At 58.6% G+C, this 18,477-nt stretch carries 21 protein-coding genes and 1 other RNA gene; 7 read left to right on the top strand and 15 right to left on the bottom strand.

Features of this window, described 5'->3' with window-relative positions:
• The 15 genes from lpxA to GOX88_RS02340 form a co-directional block, all read right to left on the bottom strand.
• Positions 1 to 786 carry an acyl-ACP--UDP-N-acetylglucosamine O-acyltransferase gene (gene lpxA, locus GOX88_RS02405; protein ID WP_170398717.1) on the bottom strand — a complete coding sequence of 262 codons (786 nt, stop codon included), beginning with the start codon at positions 784 to 786 and terminating at the stop codon, positions 1 to 3.
• Complete coding sequence (gene fabZ / locus GOX88_RS02400) at positions 783 to 1,256, bottom strand: 3-hydroxyacyl-ACP dehydratase FabZ (RefSeq protein WP_170398715.1); 474 nt, start codon at positions 1,254 to 1,256, stop codon at positions 783 to 785. Before fabZ ends, lpxA begins: the two co-directional genes overlap by 4 nt.
• A 71-nt stretch (positions 1,257 to 1,327) precedes the next feature.
• Positions 1,328 to 1,894 carry an OmpH family outer membrane protein gene (locus tag GOX88_RS02395; protein WP_254443266.1) on the bottom strand — a complete coding sequence of 189 codons (567 nt, stop codon included), beginning with the start codon at positions 1,892 to 1,894 and terminating at the stop codon, positions 1,328 to 1,330.
• 24 nt (positions 1,895 to 1,918) lie between these two features.
• The gene (gene bamA / locus GOX88_RS02390; RefSeq protein ID WP_170398709.1) at positions 1,919 to 4,279 is read right to left on the bottom strand and encodes an outer membrane protein assembly factor BamA; all 2,361 of its coding nucleotides are present in this window, start codon (positions 4,277 to 4,279) and stop codon (positions 1,919 to 1,921) included.
• 128 nt (positions 4,280 to 4,407) lie between these two features.
• The gene (locus GOX88_RS23605; protein ID WP_302478166.1) at positions 4,408 to 4,536 is read right to left on the bottom strand and encodes a hypothetical protein; all 129 of its coding nucleotides are present in this window, start codon (positions 4,534 to 4,536) and stop codon (positions 4,408 to 4,410) included.
• A 91-nt stretch (positions 4,537 to 4,627) separates the two neighbouring features.
• A complete protein-coding gene (rseP, locus tag GOX88_RS02385; protein ID WP_170398706.1) occupies positions 4,628 to 5,980 on the bottom strand; it encodes an RIP metalloprotease RseP in 1,353 nt (450 codons plus the stop codon).
• Between the two features lie 4 nt (positions 5,981 to 5,984).
• Positions 5,985 to 7,157 carry a 1-deoxy-D-xylulose-5-phosphate reductoisomerase gene (gene dxr, locus GOX88_RS02380; RefSeq protein ID WP_170398703.1) on the bottom strand — a complete coding sequence of 391 codons (1,173 nt, stop codon included), beginning with the start codon at positions 7,155 to 7,157 and terminating at the stop codon, positions 5,985 to 5,987.
• Positions 7,157 to 7,939 (bottom strand): phosphatidate cytidylyltransferase, encoded by a 783-nt coding sequence (locus GOX88_RS02375; RefSeq protein ID WP_170398700.1) that lies wholly within the window; start codon positions 7,937 to 7,939, stop codon positions 7,157 to 7,159. The genes dxr and GOX88_RS02375 overlap by 1 nt, the downstream gene beginning before the upstream one ends.
• Positions 7,936 to 8,667, bottom strand: coding sequence for an isoprenyl transferase (locus tag GOX88_RS02370; protein WP_170398697.1), 732 nt, complete (start codon positions 8,665 to 8,667; stop codon positions 7,936 to 7,938). Before GOX88_RS02370 ends, GOX88_RS02375 begins: the two co-directional genes overlap by 4 nt.
• 8 nt (positions 8,668 to 8,675) lie before the next feature.
• Positions 8,676 to 9,239, bottom strand: coding sequence for a ribosome recycling factor (gene frr, locus GOX88_RS02365; RefSeq protein WP_170398694.1), 564 nt, complete (start codon positions 9,237 to 9,239; stop codon positions 8,676 to 8,678).
• 187 nt (positions 9,240 to 9,426) lie between these two features.
• Positions 9,427 to 10,422, bottom strand: a complete 996-nt coding sequence (gene acuI / locus GOX88_RS02360; RefSeq protein ID WP_170398691.1) for an acryloyl-CoA reductase — start codon at positions 10,420 to 10,422, stop codon at positions 9,427 to 9,429.
• Positions 10,423 to 10,525: 103 nt separating this feature from the next.
• On the bottom strand, positions 10,526 to 11,629 hold the full coding sequence (locus GOX88_RS02355) for a dimethylsulfoniopropionate demethylase (protein ID WP_170398688.1): 1,104 nt from the start codon (positions 11,627 to 11,629) through the stop codon (positions 10,526 to 10,528).
• Positions 11,630 to 12,139 (bottom strand): DinB family protein, encoded by a 510-nt coding sequence (locus GOX88_RS02350; RefSeq protein WP_367647736.1) that lies wholly within the window; start codon positions 12,137 to 12,139, stop codon positions 11,630 to 11,632.
• Entirely contained in the window at positions 12,136 to 12,840 is a 705-nt protein-coding gene (locus tag GOX88_RS02345) for a DUF1326 domain-containing protein (RefSeq protein WP_170398685.1), read from the bottom strand. The genes GOX88_RS02350 and GOX88_RS02345 overlap by 4 nt, the downstream gene beginning before the upstream one ends.
• Before the next feature lie 4 nt (positions 12,841 to 12,844).
• Positions 12,845 to 13,636 carry a DUF2182 domain-containing protein gene (locus GOX88_RS02340; protein WP_367648052.1) on the bottom strand — a complete coding sequence of 264 codons (792 nt, stop codon included), beginning with the start codon at positions 13,634 to 13,636 and terminating at the stop codon, positions 12,845 to 12,847.
• A gap of 87 nt (positions 13,637 to 13,723) precedes the next feature.
• On the opposite strand from GOX88_RS02340, the gene GOX88_RS02335 reads away from it, so the two are divergent.
• The 7 genes from GOX88_RS02335 (at position 13,724) to GOX88_RS02305 (ending at position 18,474) form a co-directional block, all read left to right on the top strand.
• Entirely contained in the window at positions 13,724 to 14,455 is a 732-nt protein-coding gene (locus GOX88_RS02335; protein WP_170398682.1) for a FadR/GntR family transcriptional regulator, read from the top strand.
• A gap of 10 nt (positions 14,456 to 14,465) precedes the next feature.
• Entirely contained in the window at positions 14,466 to 14,828 is a 363-nt protein-coding gene (locus GOX88_RS02330) for a DUF4345 family protein (protein ID WP_170400233.1), read from the top strand.
• Positions 14,829 to 14,864: 36 nt separating this feature from the next.
• Positions 14,865 to 15,212: a transfer-messenger RNA gene (gene ssrA, locus GOX88_RS02325) on the top strand.
• A 101-nt stretch (positions 15,213 to 15,313) separates the two neighbouring features.
• Positions 15,314 to 15,745 carry an ester cyclase gene (locus tag GOX88_RS02320; protein ID WP_170398679.1) on the top strand — a complete coding sequence of 144 codons (432 nt, stop codon included), beginning with the start codon at positions 15,314 to 15,316 and terminating at the stop codon, positions 15,743 to 15,745.
• 128 nt (positions 15,746 to 15,873) lie between these two features.
• Entirely contained in the window at positions 15,874 to 16,689 is an 816-nt protein-coding gene (locus tag GOX88_RS02315; protein ID WP_170398676.1) for a chromate resistance protein ChrB domain-containing protein, read from the top strand.
• Positions 16,686 to 17,939 (top strand): chromate efflux transporter, encoded by a 1,254-nt coding sequence (gene chrA / locus GOX88_RS02310; RefSeq protein WP_170398673.1) that lies wholly within the window; start codon positions 16,686 to 16,688, stop codon positions 17,937 to 17,939. The genes GOX88_RS02315 and chrA overlap by 4 nt, the downstream gene beginning before the upstream one ends.
• 76 nt (positions 17,940 to 18,015) lie before the next feature.
• A complete protein-coding gene (locus GOX88_RS02305) occupies positions 18,016 to 18,474 on the top strand; it encodes an SspB family protein (protein WP_170398670.1) in 459 nt (152 codons plus the stop codon).
• Positions 18,475 to 18,477 lie beyond the last annotated feature (3 nt).

Below are 18,477 nucleotides of genomic sequence, written 5' to 3'. Positions count from 1 at the left end.
TTACTTCCTCGGTGTCAGGAAAGAGCGATCCGATTGACCGGTCACGAAATCCACGATCCGCTGAACGTATTCGCTTTCGTTGCCAGCACCGACTCGATGAGCGCGTTCCATGAAGGTGCCATCGCCCTCGGACAACTCCCGGAAAGCCGCGCGCAAGGCGGATATATCCTCGCGGGAAACACCCTTGCGTTTCAGACCAACCAGATTCAGACCATCCAATTCGCCACGCGGAGCCTGCACCAGTCCATACGGGATCACGTCATTCGGAACCATGGTCAGCGCGCCGATGATTGCGCCACGACCCACGCGCACCCATTGGTGCAGGCCCGAGATGCCGCCGACGATCACGTCATCTTCGATGACGCAATGCCCCGCCGCACCGGCATGGTTGACCATAATCACCCGATTGCCGATCTGAACGTCATGCGCCACGTGGACACCGGCCATCAGCAGACAATCGTCACCGATCCGGGTCACTCCACCGCCGCCTTCGGTGCCGGTATTGACCGTCACATGTTCCCGGATGCGGTTGCGCTTGCCGATCTCCAGCCGCGTATCTTCGCCACCGAATTTCAGGTCCTGCGGAATTTCTCCGATCACCGAGAAATTGAAGATCACAGTTTCGTCGCCGATCGCTGTATCTCCGGTCACCACAACATGGGATTTCAGCTCAACCCGATCGCCTAGCTTGACCTGCGCGCCGACATAACAGAACGGCCCGACGATGCAGCCTTCGCCGATCTGCGCGCCGTCTTCGATTATTGCGCTTGGGTGGATGCCGCTCATGTTGTTTTTTCCATGTCCCAATCGACATAAGCCGAGAATTCGGCCTCGGCTGCGATCTCGCCTTCAACGGTCGCTTTGCCGCTGAACTTGAAAATCTTGCCACCTTTCTTGCCGCGCACGGTTTCCACGTGCATCTCAAGCACGTCGCCCGGGATCACCTTGCGGCGGAATTTGCACTTGTCGATATTCATGAAGTAGATCAGCAGCTCGCTGTCGATCACATCCATGCCCACACCCAGCATCACGCCCGCGGTTTGCGCCATTGCCTCGACAATGGTAACGCCCGGCATGATCGGAGTGCCGGGAAAATGGCCCTGGAAATGCGGCTCGTTCATGGTGACGTTCTTGATGCCAACAGCCGACTGATAGCCCGAGATATCAACCACCTTATCGACCAGCAGAAACGGATAGCGATGCGGCAATATCCGCTGAATCAGCTGAATGTCGGCGCTTTTGGTTTCCGTGCTCATAGTGTCGTTGTCCCGTTCTGGATATCTGTTTGCGGCGTGGTAGCAATACCGCGCCGTAAGGGCAAGCAAACCTATTCGCTGGCCTCGTTTTCAAGGGTGCTGCCATCGCCGATCACCGCGTCGATCCGGGAAATGGCCGCATCGGTGATGTCGGTACGGTCCGAGCTGAGAAAAACACTGGATCGCTCAATAATGATCGACGCCCCGGATTCGCGCAGCAGGTCTATCAGAACCGGCTGCACCAGTTCAAAGAACCTCTGCCGGGCCTCTTCGCTGCGGCGTGCCAGTGCGTCCAGCTTGGCGCGCTGCCCTTCGCGGTGGGATTGGACCTTTTCATCAAACGCATCGGCCAGAGGGCGGAATTCATCCGCTGTCATGGTCGCGCGCTGTTCTGTCAAAAGCTTTTCTTCCCGGCTCAGTTCGGCCACGATCCGCTCGTTTTCCTCGCCCAGCAGGATACCTTCGGCCTCGATTTCGCGCAGGATACGCTGGCCAAAGGCCGAGTCAGAGAACAGCCGCTCGCTGGACAGGGTCACAACGCTGCTCTGGGGCACGCCCAGTTGCTGCGCCAAGGCCGGGGCCGCACAGGCAAAGGCCAGAAAAACACACAGGGCCCGAAAAGGGCCCTGCAGTTTCATGAACACACGTATCACCATTTAGGATCAGAACCGGGCCTGAACCGTCAGGTCAAAGTTCTGTTCTTTGTCGAAGTCTTCTTTCTTCAACGCCTGCGAGAAGTTGAAACGCAGCGGTCCGAATGGCGTTTCCCACAGAACCGAGACACCGATCACGTGACGGATCGAACCATCTGCACCAACAATATCCGCGCCGGCCGTGTTGACGTCGTCGATATTGTAGAGGTTGCCGAAGTCATAGAACACGCCGCCGCGCAGTCCCAGTTCCTCGGGAAGCCCCAGCGGGAAGTCCGACTCCAGACGTGCAACCCAATAATAGTTGCCCCCAATCGCGTCATCCTGACCGTTAGACAGGTCACGTGGGCCGATACCGGCCGGTTCGAACCCGCGGAAGGTGTTGGGGCCAAGAACAAAGCGGTCCAGGGTGCGGCTGAAGTCATTGCCGCGCCAGTGCAGAGCACCCACTTCGACAGTTGCGCGCAGAACGACCTCTTCGTTCCAAACACGGGTCTGGGCGATACCGCGGGCGGTGGTTTTGTAGAACTCATTGTCTCCACCCAGCCCGGCCGCATCAATGCCCGCTTCGAACAGAACACCTGCATTCGGGTTCAGGCCACCCAGACGGCTGTCATACACATAGGATACGCCCAAGGAACTGGTTGAACGCTCGCCCTGAGCGATTTCCGAGGAAATGACCGCGCCGTTGACCTGATCATCCTGCTGGGTCATTTCGCTGTTTTCCCAGTTATAGCGCAACCGCAGCGAAGACAGCTCACCAATGGCGTAGCTCAGCTGTGGGCGGAAGAACAGCGTCTCGGTGTCATAGCTGGCAAAGCTCGAGTTGGTCGAAGCCAGACCCAGCCCCAGATCGAAGCGCAGTTTGCGCCCCAGAAGATAAGGCTCGGTAAAGCTCAGCGTGTACTGCTCGGCATCCTGTGCAGTCGACAGGTTCAGTCCAACCGTTTGCCCACGCCCCAGGAAGTTGGTTTCCCGCAGACCGATCGCGATCCCGAAACCATCAGAGACCGAGTAGCTACCACCCAGGCTCAGCGAGCCGGTCGGTTGCTCTTCGACGTCAACGTCCACAATCACCTGGCTGGGTGAGGACCCTTCACGCGGCTCGACATCGGCCACTGCAAAGAACCCCAGCGCACGAATACGCTCGGCGGCCTGGCGGATCTCACGCGGATTGAAGGGGTCACCTTCAACCGTGTCGAACTGCCGGCGGATCACACGGTCCAGCGTCGTTGTGTTGCCCTCGATATCGATCCGCTCAACAAAGATGCGCGGTCCGCGGGTCAGCACGAATTGAACATCCAACGTCAGATCACGCGCGTTCCGGGTCACGCGGGGTTCGACCCGCAGAAAATCGACACCCTGCCGAATCCCCAAACGTTCCATCCGAGCAATCGAGTTTTCGACCAGAGACGGCGTATAGGTTACGCCCGGCTTGATCTTCAGCGCTGCCTGATACGGCGCCGGGTCCACCCCCGGGATCTCGCTGACCGTGCTGATTTGTCCGAACGAAAATTTCTGGCCTTCGGTGATGTTCATCACCAGGAAAAAGGCGTCGCGCTCACGGGTGAACTCAACATTCGCGCTGTTGATCCGGAAGTCCACATAGCCGCGGGACAGGTAGAAGTCCCGAATGACCTGTTTGTCGAACTCGATCCGGTCGGCGATGAATGTATCACCTCTGAGGAAAGTCCTCAGAATGTTCGCCTGCTTGGTTTCCAGAACCCGGCGCAGTCGACGATCGGAAAAGGCGCGGTTGCCGACAAAGCTGACGCGCTCGACCTCGATCGTAGTGCCTTCGGCGACTTCGAAAACCAGATCGACCCGGTTGTCGCTGCGGCGGATGATGCGCGGGATGACCGTGGCAGACACTCGACCCTGGGCCGAGTAGATCTCGGCGATCAGATCCGCATCGGTTTCGGCGACCTGAGGTGTAAAGACGCGTCGTGGCTCAGAGGTGATGGCCTCGAGCAGCACGTCGTCCTTGACCCGCTGGTTACCCTCGATGCTGATCTGGTTGATCGTCGGATATTCCTCGACCTCGATCAGCAGCGTATTGCCGCGCGGGGTCAGTTCGACTGTCTCAAAAACACCACTGTCAAGCAAACGCTGATAGGCATCGTTCAATTCACCGGCAGTCACAGACTGCCCCGGTTCTATCCCCGTACGCGCGATAATGGTCGAGGTTTCGATGCGTCGGTTGCCTTCGACGTCAAACGAATTGATGACAAAGGTCTGCGCCCATGCGGCCTGCGGTACAGGCAGGAAACTTACCAATGTCAGAAGGAAAATAAACGTTAGTGACCGCCACAAAATCTTGTTTTCCGGCTTTTGTCCCCCGCAGGATGTGCCCGCGCCTCGCCTATTAGTCATACTTTTCACTACCCAATTTTTTTGGACTTTATAGCTGAGTAGCGAGATTATTAATTCTTGTCAAAAGACCAAAAAAGAAAGCGGCCGCTTGGGCCGCCTCGTGTGGTTTTCACAACAGGTTCCGAGAATCACATCGTGATCAGATAGGCCCATCCACCCATTGCTACGGCGGTGACGCCGAAAAACAGCAGCATATCCCAGTTCAAAACGAACAGGTACCCAACACTTTCAGCGGATTTACGCAGGGCCTTTGTCATCACAACCTCTGATACGGCTAGTATTTTGCCCGAAAAAACTACGCTCCAATTGGGGCGGAATTGCGACATTTTCATGTGGCGAACGCCACAATCAGCAGAACAGATCGTTCGTTACCGAAAAGATCATCAACCCAAGGATCAGAGATACGCCCACTCCCATCAGCACCCGCAGTACGCCGTCGCTGGGCGGTTTGCCCGCGACGGCCTCGTAGGCGTAAAAAACCAGATGGCCGCCGTCCAGCGCCGGAATCGGAAACAGGTTCAGCAAGCCCACGGCGGTCGACAGAACCGCGATGAAGAAGATAAAGCTCTGCGCCCCCTGACTGGCCATTGCACCAGAGGTTTCGGCGATACCGATGGGTCCAGACATGTTGCAGGTGCTGATCGCACCGGTAACCATGTGCCAGACGCCCGACAGTGACCCGTCGATGATACGCCAGGTTTGCTGCACACCTCCGGACAGGGATGCCATAAGGCCCGCGGGTTCGGTCGCGGGTTCCAGGGCCATCCCACCAACAATTCCGATGCGCCAATGGGTCACGAACCCGCCTTCGGGTTGCGGCTCATCAGTGCGTCGTGGGGCCAGCGCGAATTCAAGCTCGGCCCCGTCGCGCCAGACATCCAGCAGCAGAACCTTACCGTCCGAGCCTTCCACATGTTCCTTGAGCTGCTCGAAGGCAAAAACCGGTTCTCCGTTGATGGCCGTGATGACATCGCCGGATTTCAGGTCGATATCCATCGCGGCACTGCGCGGGGCAACCTGTTGAATCAGTGGCGGGAACAGCCAGGGGCCGGACACATCCATCGTCTGCCCGTCGCGGATAACCGTGTAATCCAGTGCGCGCTCAACCGGCAGCGCGTCGGTGAAATCGGACCAGGCCCCCTGCTCATCGAAATCCGGCACCGGAACACCAGCGATGGCCACGATCTCATCGCCATCCTGAAGTTGTTGTTCCGTACCCGGCAGAGGGTACAGTTTACCAACGGTCAAAGGTTCCCGGGTCACGCCCTGAGAAAAGAAGATCAGGCCAAACACCAGAATGGACATCACAAAGTTGAACGCCGGACCAGCGGCAACCGTGGCCGCCCGCGCCCATAACGGCGCACCATGCATGGTGCGGCGCAACTCTTCGGGGCTTTGCTCGGTGATCTCCTGCATTGCCTCTTCGTCCTTGCCGGAGGCAGCGTTGGAATCGCCCAGAAACTTGACATATCCGCCAAATGGCAGCGCGGCGATCTGCCAGCGGGTGCCGCGCTTGTCGACCCGGCTCCACAGCACCGGACCAAACCCGATCGAGAATACTTCGGCATGGATGCCGGACCACCGACCCACGATATAGTGGCCGTATTCATGCACCGCGACGATGACGGACAGCGCGATGACGAAGGCAAAGATGGTATACAACAGGTTGCCGAATTGAGGGATCAGAGAGATTGGGTCCAAGTTTTTATCCTGCTGACTGGAAGGCGACCTCATCGGCCCACTTACGTGCCAGATGGTCCGTTTGCAGCACGTTATCAAGGTCCAATGGTGCATCAAGAAGGCCGTCTGCCGCCTCGAACCTGTTCAGAACGGTCTCGACAATATCAGCCATTTCGAGAAAACCGACACGACGCGCGATAAAGTGATCCAAGGCACGCTCTTTGGCGGCGTTGAATACGGCACCGGACAGGCCGCCCCGCTGCATCACGTTGCGGGCCAGGCGCAAGGCCGGGTAGCGTGCCTCATCCGGCTCCTGAAAGCGCAGCTGTCCCAGTTTGGCGAGGTTCAGACGTTCGACCGGCAGATCGCGCCGTTCCGGCCAATGCAAGGCATAGCCGATCGCGTGGCGCATGTCGGGTGCGCCCATATGGGCCATGACTGCCCCGTCGTTGAAGCCGACCAGCGAATGCACGATGGATTCTGGATGAACAAGCACTTCGATCTGATCTGGAGAAACCCCAAAGAACTCTTTGGTTTCAATCAGCTCCAACGCCTTGTTGAACATCGAGGCGCTGTCGATGGTGATCCGCTGCCCCATATTCCAGTTCGGGTGGTTCGAAGCCTGCTCGACCGTGGCGCTGACCAGATCACTCAGCGGCCAATCGCGGAAAGCGCCACCGCTGGCAGTGATGATGATCCGCTCGACGGCGGCCATGTCTTCGCCGACCAGAGCCTGAAACACCGCCGAATGTTCGCTGTCCACTGGCAGAAGGCGCGCGTTATGCGTCCGCGCAGTGTCCAGCACCAGCGCCCCGGCGCAGACCAGCGTTTCCTTGTTGGCCAACGCAAGCGTCGCACCCTGTTTCAGCGCCTCAAGCCCCGGCGGAAGCCCTGCAGCCCCGACAATGGCGGACATGACCCAATCGGCGGGCCGCGCCGCGGCCTCAGTCAGGGCCACCTGCCCCGCCGCAGCCTCGACACCGCTGCCGGACAGAGCGGCGCGCAAATCCTCAAGCCGATCCTCATGCGCGGTCACGGCCACGTCAGCGTTCAGGCGGCGTGCATCTTCGGCCAGCTTTTCAATATTTGCCCCACCGGTCAGCGCCACAACATCATAAGCCGACGGGTCCCGGTCGATCAGATCAATGGTGTTCTGCCCGATCGAGCCGGTCGCACCAAAAATCGAAACTTTGCGCATCACATGCCCCCGGGGGAATAGATCAGGCCCGCAATCAAAACAAACAAGGCCGCGCCCATCATGCCATCGAACCGGTCCAGAAAGCCGCCGTGGCCTGGGATCAGGTTCGAGCTGTCCTTCACCCCAAACTTCCGCTTGGTGGCGCTTTCGACGATGTCCCCGGCCTGACTGGCCATTGACGCCAGTACCGAGACCACAACAAACATGAAACCAAACCCGGCATGGAAAGCGAATATACCCCCCACGACGGCCGCCGCTGCCCATCCGCCGGCGGTGCCCGACCATGTTTTCTTGGGGCTGACTTTAGGCCAGAATTTCGGTCCACCAATTGTTTTACCGACGAAATACCCGGCCACATCCGTTGCAACCACCACCGAGATCAGCCACACCATCCAGCCGAACCCCATATTCTCGCGGATCGAGATGAAGCCCAGCCCGGATGCGGCGATCCAGATGGCAAACAGCGCATAGGTCGTCTTGGAGCGGTTGATCTGCCCTGCCCCGACCAACGCCGGAGCAATCAGGACCGGCAATTTGTAGAGCGGTGGCAGGTGATAACTGAGCAGAACCGCCACCCCGGTCAGAATGCCAAGCTGCACGGCCGCCCCGGTTTTGTCCGGGTCGATCATCCGCACCAGTTCCCAGGTCATCAGACCACAGGCGATCGCAATGAAGGCTTCGAACCACAAGCCACCCAGCCAGACTTCGATCGAGCCGACAAGAACCAGCACAGCCGCCGAAAGAACCCGTGCGGTCAGGTCAGACCATCGGCCGTCACTCATGCCGGAACTGCCCCGAAACGGCGTTCACGGGACCCGAAATTGCGGCATAGCCGTTCCAGTTCGGCTGCGGTGAAATCCGGCCACAACGTGTCGATGAATTCATATTCGGAATAGGCTGACTGCCACAGAAGAAAGTTCGAAATCCGCGCTTCTCCACTGGTTCGGATAACCAGATCGGGATCGGGAAGAACGTGCGTGTCCAAATACTTGGGCAGGGTTTCCTCATCCACATCTTCGGGGCGCAAATGCCCTTCGGCCACGTCCCGCGCCAGACGTTTGGTGGCGCGCGCAACCTCATCCCGCCCGCCGTAGTTCAGAGCAACCGTCAGATGAACAAGATCGTTATCCTTGGTTTCCTCTTCCAGCGTATCCATCAACTCGGTCAGCTTCTTATCAAGCCGTACCCGATCCCCGATAAAACGCACTCGAATCCCGTTTTTCTTCAGGGTCCGCGTCTCTTTTATGATGTAGCGCCGGAACAGGCTCATCAGCCCGGCGACCTCGGCCTGGGTGCGCTTCCAGTTCTCGGTCGAAAAGGCAAAGACCGTCAGATATTTGATCCCAAGCCCCGGGCAGGCCTCGACCACTTCGCGCACACGCCGCGCCCCGGCGTGATGCCCGAACAGCCTTGGCCGGCCACGCGCCTGCGCCCAGCGACCGTTCCCGTCCATGATAATAGCGACATGGCGCGGCCCGTTCGCGGGCTCAGTATGTGGGGCGTTGAGCATATCCCGGTTCAGACCTGCATAATCTCGGCCTGCTTGGTCTCAAGCGCGGCATCAACAGATTTGATCATCTCGTCAGTCAGATCCTGAACCTCGGCCTCCCAGAACTTCTGGTCGTCTTCGGACATGCCGTCGGACTTTGCCTTCTTGACCTGATCCATCCCGTCGCGGCGGACGTTGCGGATCGAAACGCGGGCGTGCTCGGCATATTGACCGGCGACCTTGCTCAGCTCGCGGCGGCGCTCTTCGTTCAGTTCCGGAATCGGCAGCATGATGATGGTGCCGTTCAGCTGCGGGTTGATCCCCAGCCCGCTTTCACGAATGGCTTTTTCGACCTTGCCGACAAGGCCTTTGTCCCAGACATTGACGGTAACCATGCGTGGCTCGGGCACGTTGACCGTTCCGACCTGATTGATCGGCGTCATTGAGCCATAGGCATCGACCATGACAGGTTCCAGCATCGAGGCCGACGCCCGCCCGGTCCGAAGCGAGGCAAATTCGGTTCTGAGATTGGCCATGGCGCCTTCCATGCGCCGTTTCAGATCATCGGTATCCAGTTCGAAATCGTCAGACATGCTGCTCACTCCCCGTCTTCAGGTGCTGTTTGCATGGCTCATAAGCCATCGCAGGTGGGATGTATAGCAATGATGATGCGGAAATGCGCCAATGACCAGAGGTGTTTCCGGCATTTTCTGGGAGTTTCAAAAACAAAAAAGACCGATCGGCGCGCAGGCCGACCAGTCTTGATGTTCGTCTTGCCGATCAGGCGTTTACGTCGACGACGACGCGGCCCTTGACCTGACCCTTCAGGATATCCGCGCCCAGTTGCGGCAGATCGCCCAGGGTTGCGGGGTGAACCATCGCTTCCAGCTTGTCCATCGGCAGGTCCGTTGCGATGCGTTGCCAGGCACGCACACGGTTTTCATAGGGCTGCATGACGCTGTCGATGCCCAACAAATTGACCCCGCGCAGCAGGAACGGAATCACCGTTGCTGGCAAAGCAGCGCCACCTGCCAAACCGACCGCGGCGACCGAGGCGCCATACTTCATCTGCCCCAGCACGCGTGCCAGCATCTCGCCACCAACCGCATCAACGCAACCTGCCCAGGTTTCGCTTTCCAGCGGCCGTTTGGTGGTCTCGTTCAGTTCCTCGCGCGGCACAATGGTGGTTGCGCCCAAAGATTTCAGGTAATCGCCCGTTTCCGGACGCCCGGTAACAGCCGCGACCTCATAACCCAGATTGGCCAGAATTGCCGTTGCCACCGAGCCCACGCCACCCGCAGCGCCGGTCACCAGAACCGGGCCATGGTCCGTTTTCATGCCATGATCTTCCAGCGCCATCACCGCCAGCATCGCCGTAAAACCGGCCGTGCCCACCGCCATTGCCTGCCGCGCATCCAAACCTTCCGGCAAAGGCACCAGCCAATCCGCCAGTGCATTGGCTTTCTGCGAATAGCCGCCCCAATGCGCCTCACCCACGCGCCAGCCGGTCAGAACCACCTTGTCGCCGGGCTTATAGCGATCGTCCGAGGACGCCTCGACCGTGCCGGCATAGTCGATCCCCGGCACATGCGGGTACGAGCGTACCAGACCGCCACCCTTGGGTGACGTGCACAATCCGTCCTTGTAATTCACGGTCGAGTATTCGACCGCCACCGTGACCTCACCCTTGGGCAGGTCATCCATAGAAAGCTGTTTTACCGATGGGCTGGCCAGCCCGCTTTCTTCGTCCTTTTCCATAACCAATGCGTTGAACATCTTATTTCCTTTCGTTTTTCCAAGGCCAGATCGCAATCTTCACCTGGCTAAAAATACCTCGGGAGAGTCGCGCAGAGACTGGGGGCAACGCCCCCTTTTGCCCTCAAATCCAGAACTTCTCCTGCACTGTTGCCCGGCGCATACCGTCCGGCGTTTCGACCTCGACCACTGTCCCGGCGTCCCAATGGCTCAGCCGCAGCATTCCAATCGACACATTGGTCGAAAAGTCCGGAGACCACGCCGCCGACGTCACCTGACCGACCCGCTTTCCATCGGCAAAAACCGACCACGGACGGTCACAGGGCGGGACAGCATCGCCTTCGATGGCAATCGGACGGATCTGTTGCACGGGGCCTTCCTTGGCCACGCGCAGCAAGGCATCGCGGCCAATACAGCCGATGGCCGTATGCGTGTTGCAAAACTTGCCCAACCCGCATTCATGAGGCGTGTTGTCGTCAGTCATGTCATTGCCATAAGACAACAAACCACCCTCGATCCGTTCAATCAGATTGGGACAACCTGCGCGCACCTGCAGGTCTTCGCCTGCAGCGAACAGTGCATTCCACAGCGGCATCCCGATGTCAGAGCCCTCGACGTAAATCTCGAACCCGCCTTGTTTCGAATAGCCGGATCGGGCCACCGCCAGATCTCGACCTTCAAATTCGAACATGTCGAATTTGAAAAACCGGATATCGCGCACGCGGTCGCCAAAGACCCGCGCCATCAGCTCATCCGCCTTTGGCCCCTGTACGGCCAGCGGCGACACGTCCGGCTCGTCCACCAGAACGTCCAGCCGGTACCCGTTGGCGATGCCCTTGACCCATAGCAACAGGTCACTGTCCGCAATGGAAATCCACCAGCGATCATCGGACAGCTTCACCGCCACCGGGTCGTTGAGCATCCCGCCGGTCTCATCGACGATTGGCACGTAAAAACACTGACCCGGCAGCATTCCCCGCAGATCGCGCGGTGTCAGCATCTGCATCAACCGGGCCGCGTCCGGGCCACGCAGTTCGACCTGACGCTCGCAGGAAACATCCCAGACCTGAACATGAGTTTTCAGGTGGCGGTAATCCGCTTCGACGCTTTCGAAAACCGTCGGCAACAACATACGGTTATAGACGGTGTATCCCTTGACCCCGGCGGCCTCGACCCCATCGGAAAACGGAGTGCGCCGCAATCGGCGGGATATGGAAAGCTGTGGCATTCAAGCCTCCTTGGGCATGAAGACCAGATCACTGACAGGCGCGGCTGATCCGGTTTCGGTCAGCATCTGGTGCAACTGTCCGCGATGATGGGTCTGGTGGTTGAACATGTGAATGACACATTGCGCGTAAGGCAATGTAACATCAGCTTCTTTTGCGGCCGAGAACCAGGTGAAATCACCAGTCAGTGGCGCGTCGCCCAGCGATCCCGCCCATTCAGCAATACGAGCATCGACCGTTTCACACAGGGGCAGCCATTCGGCCAGATCGGCGCAAAGTGAGACACTTTCGGGAATACCGCCACCGGGCCCTTCGCCCTTGTCAAAGCGAGAGATCCAGATCCAGTTGCCCCACAGCAGATGGTTCGCCGTCCCCATGATGGACCCAAAGAATGCCCCCCGCTCTTTGGTCAGATCATCAGACGTCAACGCTTGCAAAAAGCCGGATAACTGGCTGTTTTGCCAACGGTTGTATCGCGCCATCTCTTGCGCATAGGCGCCGGTGATCATCATTTCGGACCATGCCAGTCAATCGGGCAAATCTCGGCCGACTTGCCACCAAAATCCCAGACCCGGCCATAGTCGCGCACCTTGGATTTGGTACCGCGCGCCACGATGATGTCTGGCCCCATCCAGTATTTCGAGTTCGAAACCATCACCGGATGGTCAGGGTCTTTGCCCGCCAGCATCTCGATCTCGCCCTGAATCTTGCGCCCGATCACGATGCGACGTTTATTGCCGTCGCGTTCGATCTGGACCGGAGCCCGCTCGGCCCCGATGATCTCGCTTACCAGCATGGTGAACAGACCGGTGGTGCCACCCGCCTGCCCGCTGAAGATTTGCAGCAGCCCGTTATAGGCCTTGCCGCTGGCGCGCTCGTCTACGTAGGCCGCGACTTTCCACTGACCCTCTCCCATACGGCCCGGAATATCGACCAACAGGCCTACGTTCAGGCCCGACAGGTCCTCGCCTTCGTAGTGGCCTTCGTCGATGATGACACCCATCCACGCGTGGCAATGCCCTTCGGTCGGAGGATGCGCGCCCAGAGACACGACGCAGGGGCAGAACACATCGCACGAACAGTTCAGGATCAACTCGCCCTTGATGGCCCAATCGGTCGGGCTCATTTCACGCCGCTTGGGGTTGGGCATACGGCTGTCGATGCGCTGACTGATCGGCAGCCTGTCAGCCTCGGGTTTTCGGTTTTTAGCCATATACTTATCCTCCGAAAGTAAAGGGATAGATCAGCAGGAATAAGCCCCCCGCGATCAGTGCAAACCCCATCGGCCGCGTGACCGCGTGGCCGATCTGAGGCAGTTTTTCCAGAACCATGAACAGTGTCGCCAGGCCCATCCAAAGCAGGCTCATAACGCCCCCAACAAACCCAAGCGCCATGAAGCCCCAGCAGCAGCCGACGCAGAACGCGCCCAGCCCCAGCCCCATGCGCAGACCGCCAGTGAATCCGGTTTTCCAATGGCCCAGGAAATAGGTCAAGGGGGCGTGGCAAACACCGTGGCAGACCTCTTTCGCACGGGTGAACTGAAACGCGCCGACCGCAATCATCAGACCGCCTGCGAACAGGCCGGATTTCGCAATGCCCAGCATGTCGACGACGCCGCCGAACAGCAGAGCCAACTGAACACCGGTGATCAGAGCGGCAAAACCGACCCAAACGATAAAGTACCCGGTCAAAACGCCGATCCACCCTGCACGTGAGCCATTGGCGCTACGGATCAGGTCCTCGTAACTGCGCAGGGTCGGAACCAGCGTCGGCAGCATCATCGCAGCCATCATGATCGCCCACATCCAGAACAGCGGCCCGAATTCGGCCATGGGCATATACATGTCCATGCGGGGATCCATGGCGGCCATCGCTTGCCCCATCGGACCCGGGCGACCGATCCAGTCCAGATCCATGTCGCGGCTCATGGTGAACATCATCCACCACGCCCACAGGATCAGAATGTAGAATCCCAGCCACAATCCGCTGCGTAGAACTGCGCGACTCACGTGTCCCTCCCGACTCAGTCCTTGCTTTTCAAATGTCAGACTTTTAAATGTCAGACAAATAAAAATTACACCGACGGGCTCCGGAATATGAAAAACGAACCCCAAAAACCTTCGGATTTATCGGCCCAGATCGCTCAGGCCATACGTGATGCTATCATTTCGGGCGAGTTGATCGTGGACGAACGGCTACCGTCCGAGGCGGAATTGTCCGACCAATTCCAGGTGTCCCGCCCGACCGTGCGCGAGGCCCTCAAGCGGCTTGCCGCGCAGTCTCTGATCCGAACCCAGCGCGGCGCCAGTGGTGGTGCTTTTGTGAACCGGATCAGCTTTGAGGACGCCTATTCGCAGCAGGTCACCACCTCGACCCTGCTGCTGTCGATGAACGCGATCAGTTTCGACACTGCGTGCGAGGCCCGTTTCGCACTGGAACGTGCCTGCGCCCCCCTGTCAGCGCAACGCCGCACCGCCGATCAGTTGGCCACCATGCGGGCCGAGATTTTCCGTCAGTCGCAACCCGGCCTGACGGATGAGGCGTTTTGTTCTTCGGATGTCGCCTTTCACCGGGCTCTGGTCGACGGGGCCGGAAATCCGGTTCTGTCCTACCAACTGGCCGGGGCCGTTGAGGCGATGCAGCCCCTGATGAACATGATCACCTTCACGGCGCGGTCTCGCGAAGAGATCATCGGCCTGCACAATCGCATCGCCAACGCGCTGGAGGCCCGCGAGGAAGCGAAAGTTGATGCCGCGCTGGTTGAACTTGAAAACTACACGCGCAGACTGGCGCAGGACGTGGCCCAGCAACACCGCAAGCCTGCGTGACGGAGGAATGATGGTAACAGCGCTGAATGTAATCGCCGCGTTATTGACGATTGGCTTTGGTCTGTTCGGGTTTCTGGCTCCGGCGTTCACCGCTGCTTCGCTGGATCTGACGCCGACCGACAGCAATATGGGTCTGAGCGAGATGCGTGCCTCGGTCGGCGGTTTGTTCGTGGTGACCGGTGCGGCGGTGCTGTGGCTGAACAACCCGATGGCCTACGCTATGCTTGGGGTCGTCTACGCGGGGGCAGCGCTGGGTCGGTTCGTCTCGGTCATTCTGGACAATCCCCCCTTGGTCAAAGCGGTGACATTCGGTGGAATCGAACTGGCCCTGGCGCTGTGGCTGATCTTGGCGAACTTCAACAGACCCGCCTAAGCATTTGTTTTTACGTCTGCCGTTCTTCGGAATTCCCGGTTTGCATCCGCGCGTGTGCTCACCTATATAGGGTATGTCCTTCGGGACTATGGACATAAACGCGCTCGTAATAAGCGGATCGGACCCGGGGGCGGTACCCGGCGGCTCCACCAACCATCCTTCGTTTGAGGATTTTGGGGCCGAAACAGGATCGACGAACGTCTAAAGGGGTTAGCTTTGTCTCGGCTGTCTGCCACCGTTATCGGCGAAACTAGTACAATTGCAAACGACAATCGTGCTCCGGTTGCAGTTGCTGCGTAAGCAGTAACTAGACCGAAACTTAAGTCCTTGCGCCTAGCCGCGTAAGGCGGGGTTCGCAGGTACCTGGCAACAGAAACCTGCATTTCTCCCCTTATTGTCTGCGGTTTATCTCTGATCTGTTTCACGTTCAGGGTTTCTTCACCCTTTCGCTTCATTCTCAGCCCAACAGGAAAAGGAGAGCTGGGATGTCACACGCAGATATACTCAGAAACTGGTATGCCGAGGTTTGGGAAAACGGGAACACAGATGCCATCGACCAGTTCTTTGCCCCCGACACCATGGCCGAGGGGCTGATCCCCGAAATGCAGGTCGGCGCCGATGATTTTCGCGATCTGGTCATGGCCTTTCGGCATGTGCTGGGGGATATCAAGGTCGATCTTCCGAAGATTATCGAAGACGGTGATTGGGTATCCGCGATCCTTCACGTCAGCACCACCCGCGCAGACAATGGGGCTCCGTTACAGGCAACCGGCAGTGTCATCGCCCGGATCAAAGATGGCTGCATGGTCGAGGCGTATAACCAGTTTGACTTTATCTCTCTGTTCGAACAGCTCGGCCAGTTTCCACAAGACACTTTGCCCGTCTGCATGACCGGACAAAGGTTGGATTGGGCCTGATACAAGCGGCGCAATCTTGACCCCTCAGGCGCTTGGTCGTAAGCAAGGGTTCTGGGGTAAGATTGCGAACGCCCCGTGAGGCGCCAGCCCAAGTTTCGCATGTATCCGTTTACATCAGGAGACATGCCATGCCCGCGCCCAACTCGATCACTCCGAAACAATTGTTACGCCTGATCGGAACACCGCACGCGCCGGTTTTGATCGACATTTGCCTGGACCCGGATTTTGAGGCCGACCCATTTCTGATCCCCGGTTCCGTTCGCCATCCTGCCATGGATATCGACGGGATTGCCCACCGAATTGGCAATCGCAACGCCGTCATCATTTGCCAGAAAGGCAAGAAGCTCAGCCAAGGCGTCGTTTCCTGGCTGCGCAGCAAGGGATGTGAAGCCGAATTTCTGGAAGGCGGGATGTATGGCTGGCGCGACATGGCGGATGCGCCAAGGATACCGGCCTCGGCTGTGCCAACGCGGGATGATGGCCGATCCGTTTGGGTTACGCGCCACCGGCCCAAGATCGACCGGATCGCCTGCCCATGGCTGATCCGCCGCTTCGTCGATCCCGACGCGCAATTCTTGTTCGTGGCCCCGCCAGAGGTTGAAGCCACCGCTCAAGCCTTCGATGCGACACCATTCGATATCGAAGATACGTTCTGGTCCCACCGAAACGACCGCTGCACCTTTGATAAGATGCTGGACGAATTTCAGTTGCACACCCCTGCCCTCGACCGGCTTGCCACGGTGATCCGCGCCGCGGACACCAACCGTCATGATCTGGCGCCCGAAGCCGCAGGTTTGCTTGCAATATCGGTGGGTCTGTCCCGGCAATACCGTGACGACCATCAGAATCTTGAGGCGGGACTGCACCTTTATGACGCACTGTATCGTTGGGCCCGGGACGGTATCGAGGAACACCACGATTGGCCGACGGACCGCAGATCATGATTCCATCTGTTGCGGAGCTTGTCCGCGTGTTCGGCCGCATCGGCCTGCTTTCCTTCGGCGGCCCGGCGGCTCAGATTTCGCTGATGCACCAGGAACTGGTCGAAAACCGCCCCTGGCTGGATGAGCAGACTTATCTGCGGGCCTTGTCACTGTGCATGTTGCTGCCGGGCCCCGAGGCAATGCAGTTGGCGACCTATGCCGGCTGGCGGTTGCGCGGGGTGACCGGCGGTTTGATCGCCGGGGCCTTGTTCGTGCTGCCCGGAGCCTGCGTCATCGCGATTCTGGTGGGGCTGTACGCGGCCTTCGGTGATCTGCCATTGGTTCAGGCCGGGTTTCTGGGGGTGAAAGCCACGGTGATCGTGATCGTCCTGCAGGCGCTTCGGAACCTGTCCCGCAAGGCGCTGACGGATACACAGCACCGCGCCATCGCAGGGCTTGGATTCCTCGCCATCTTCGCGCTGAACCTGCCCTTTCCGCTGATCATTCTGGCTGCTGCGATATGGGGATACGTTACCTTTAACGGTCAGGCACGGGCCGACGACATTCCCCCTGCGCCCAAAGTCACCGGTACGTTTCGCACCGCCGCTTTTTGGCTGGTAATGTGGCTTGGGCCGTTGCTGGCACTGACCGTTACGGGGCAAAAACTTCTAAGCGATCTTGGCTGGTTCTTCGCCCGCCTCGCTGTTGTCACCTTTGGCGGAGCCTACGCCGTGCTGGCCTATATGACCCAGACCGTCGTGGACAAATATCACTGGGTCAGCACGGATCAGATGATCGACGCGCTGGGGTTGGCCGAAACAACTCCGGGGCCACTGATTTTGGTGACCCAATTCGTCGCCATGTTGACCGGCCAGATGACGGGTGGTGCCCCTCTGGCGATAGCAGCCGGAGCGGTGGCTTTATGGGCCACTTTTGTTCCCTGTTTTCTCTGGATTTTTCTTGCGGCACCCTATCTGGATCAACTAGCCGCCCGTCCCAGATTGTCCGCCGCGCTGCACGGCATCACCGCCGCAGTTGTGGGTGTGATTCTCAACCTGTCTCTATGGTTCAGTCTGAACGTTCTGTTTCAGAAAATCCCCGAAGCATCCTGGGGACCTGTGACGCTGCCCTGGCCCGAGCTAACCAGCCTCAACCCAGCCGCGCTGATCCTAACAATGCTCGCTGGCCTGTTGATTTTTAAGTTTAAATTTGGAATGGCAACCACATTGGCAATCATGGCCGCAATCGGAACAGGACTGCATTTCGTTTAAACAATCCTCACACAGCTGGTCTTTCGTTTCCGATGAAATCCCCTATGCTGAGGGTAACCACTTTTGAGGATGACACATGTCGCAAGACATCGACTATGGGAACCTGATGCACACCGCCATGCGCGGGCTCATCAAAACCGTTCTGACCAGCGTTTCCGACAATGGCTTGCCCGGGGCGCATCATTTCTTCATCACCTTCGACACCCGTCAGGACGGTGTCGAACTGGCGGATTGGCTGCGCGAGCGGTACCCCGAGGAAATGACCATCGTCATGCAGCACTGGTTTGAAAACCTTGAGGTCGGTGACGACGGGTTTGCGATCACGCTGAACTTTGGCGACGCGCCGGAACCGCTTTATATCCCCTATTCCTCGATCAAGACCTTCGTCGACCCTTCGGTCGAATTCGGGCTTCGCTTTGAAAGCCCCGAAGACGAGGATGAGATTGAACAACTCATCGAAGAATCAATTGAGGTTGAAGAAGAGCCTGGTCACCACGACGCCGAGGTTGTCTCGCTGGACAGTTTCCGCAAGTAACCG

Source organism: Ruegeria arenilitoris (assembly GCF_013030985.1).
Taxonomy (GTDB): domain Bacteria; phylum Pseudomonadota; class Alphaproteobacteria; order Rhodobacterales; family Rhodobacteraceae; genus Ruegeria; species Ruegeria arenilitoris_B.
The sequence above is the reverse complement of the archived record's forward strand: the minus strand, read 5'-3'. Positions and strand labels throughout refer to the sequence as shown.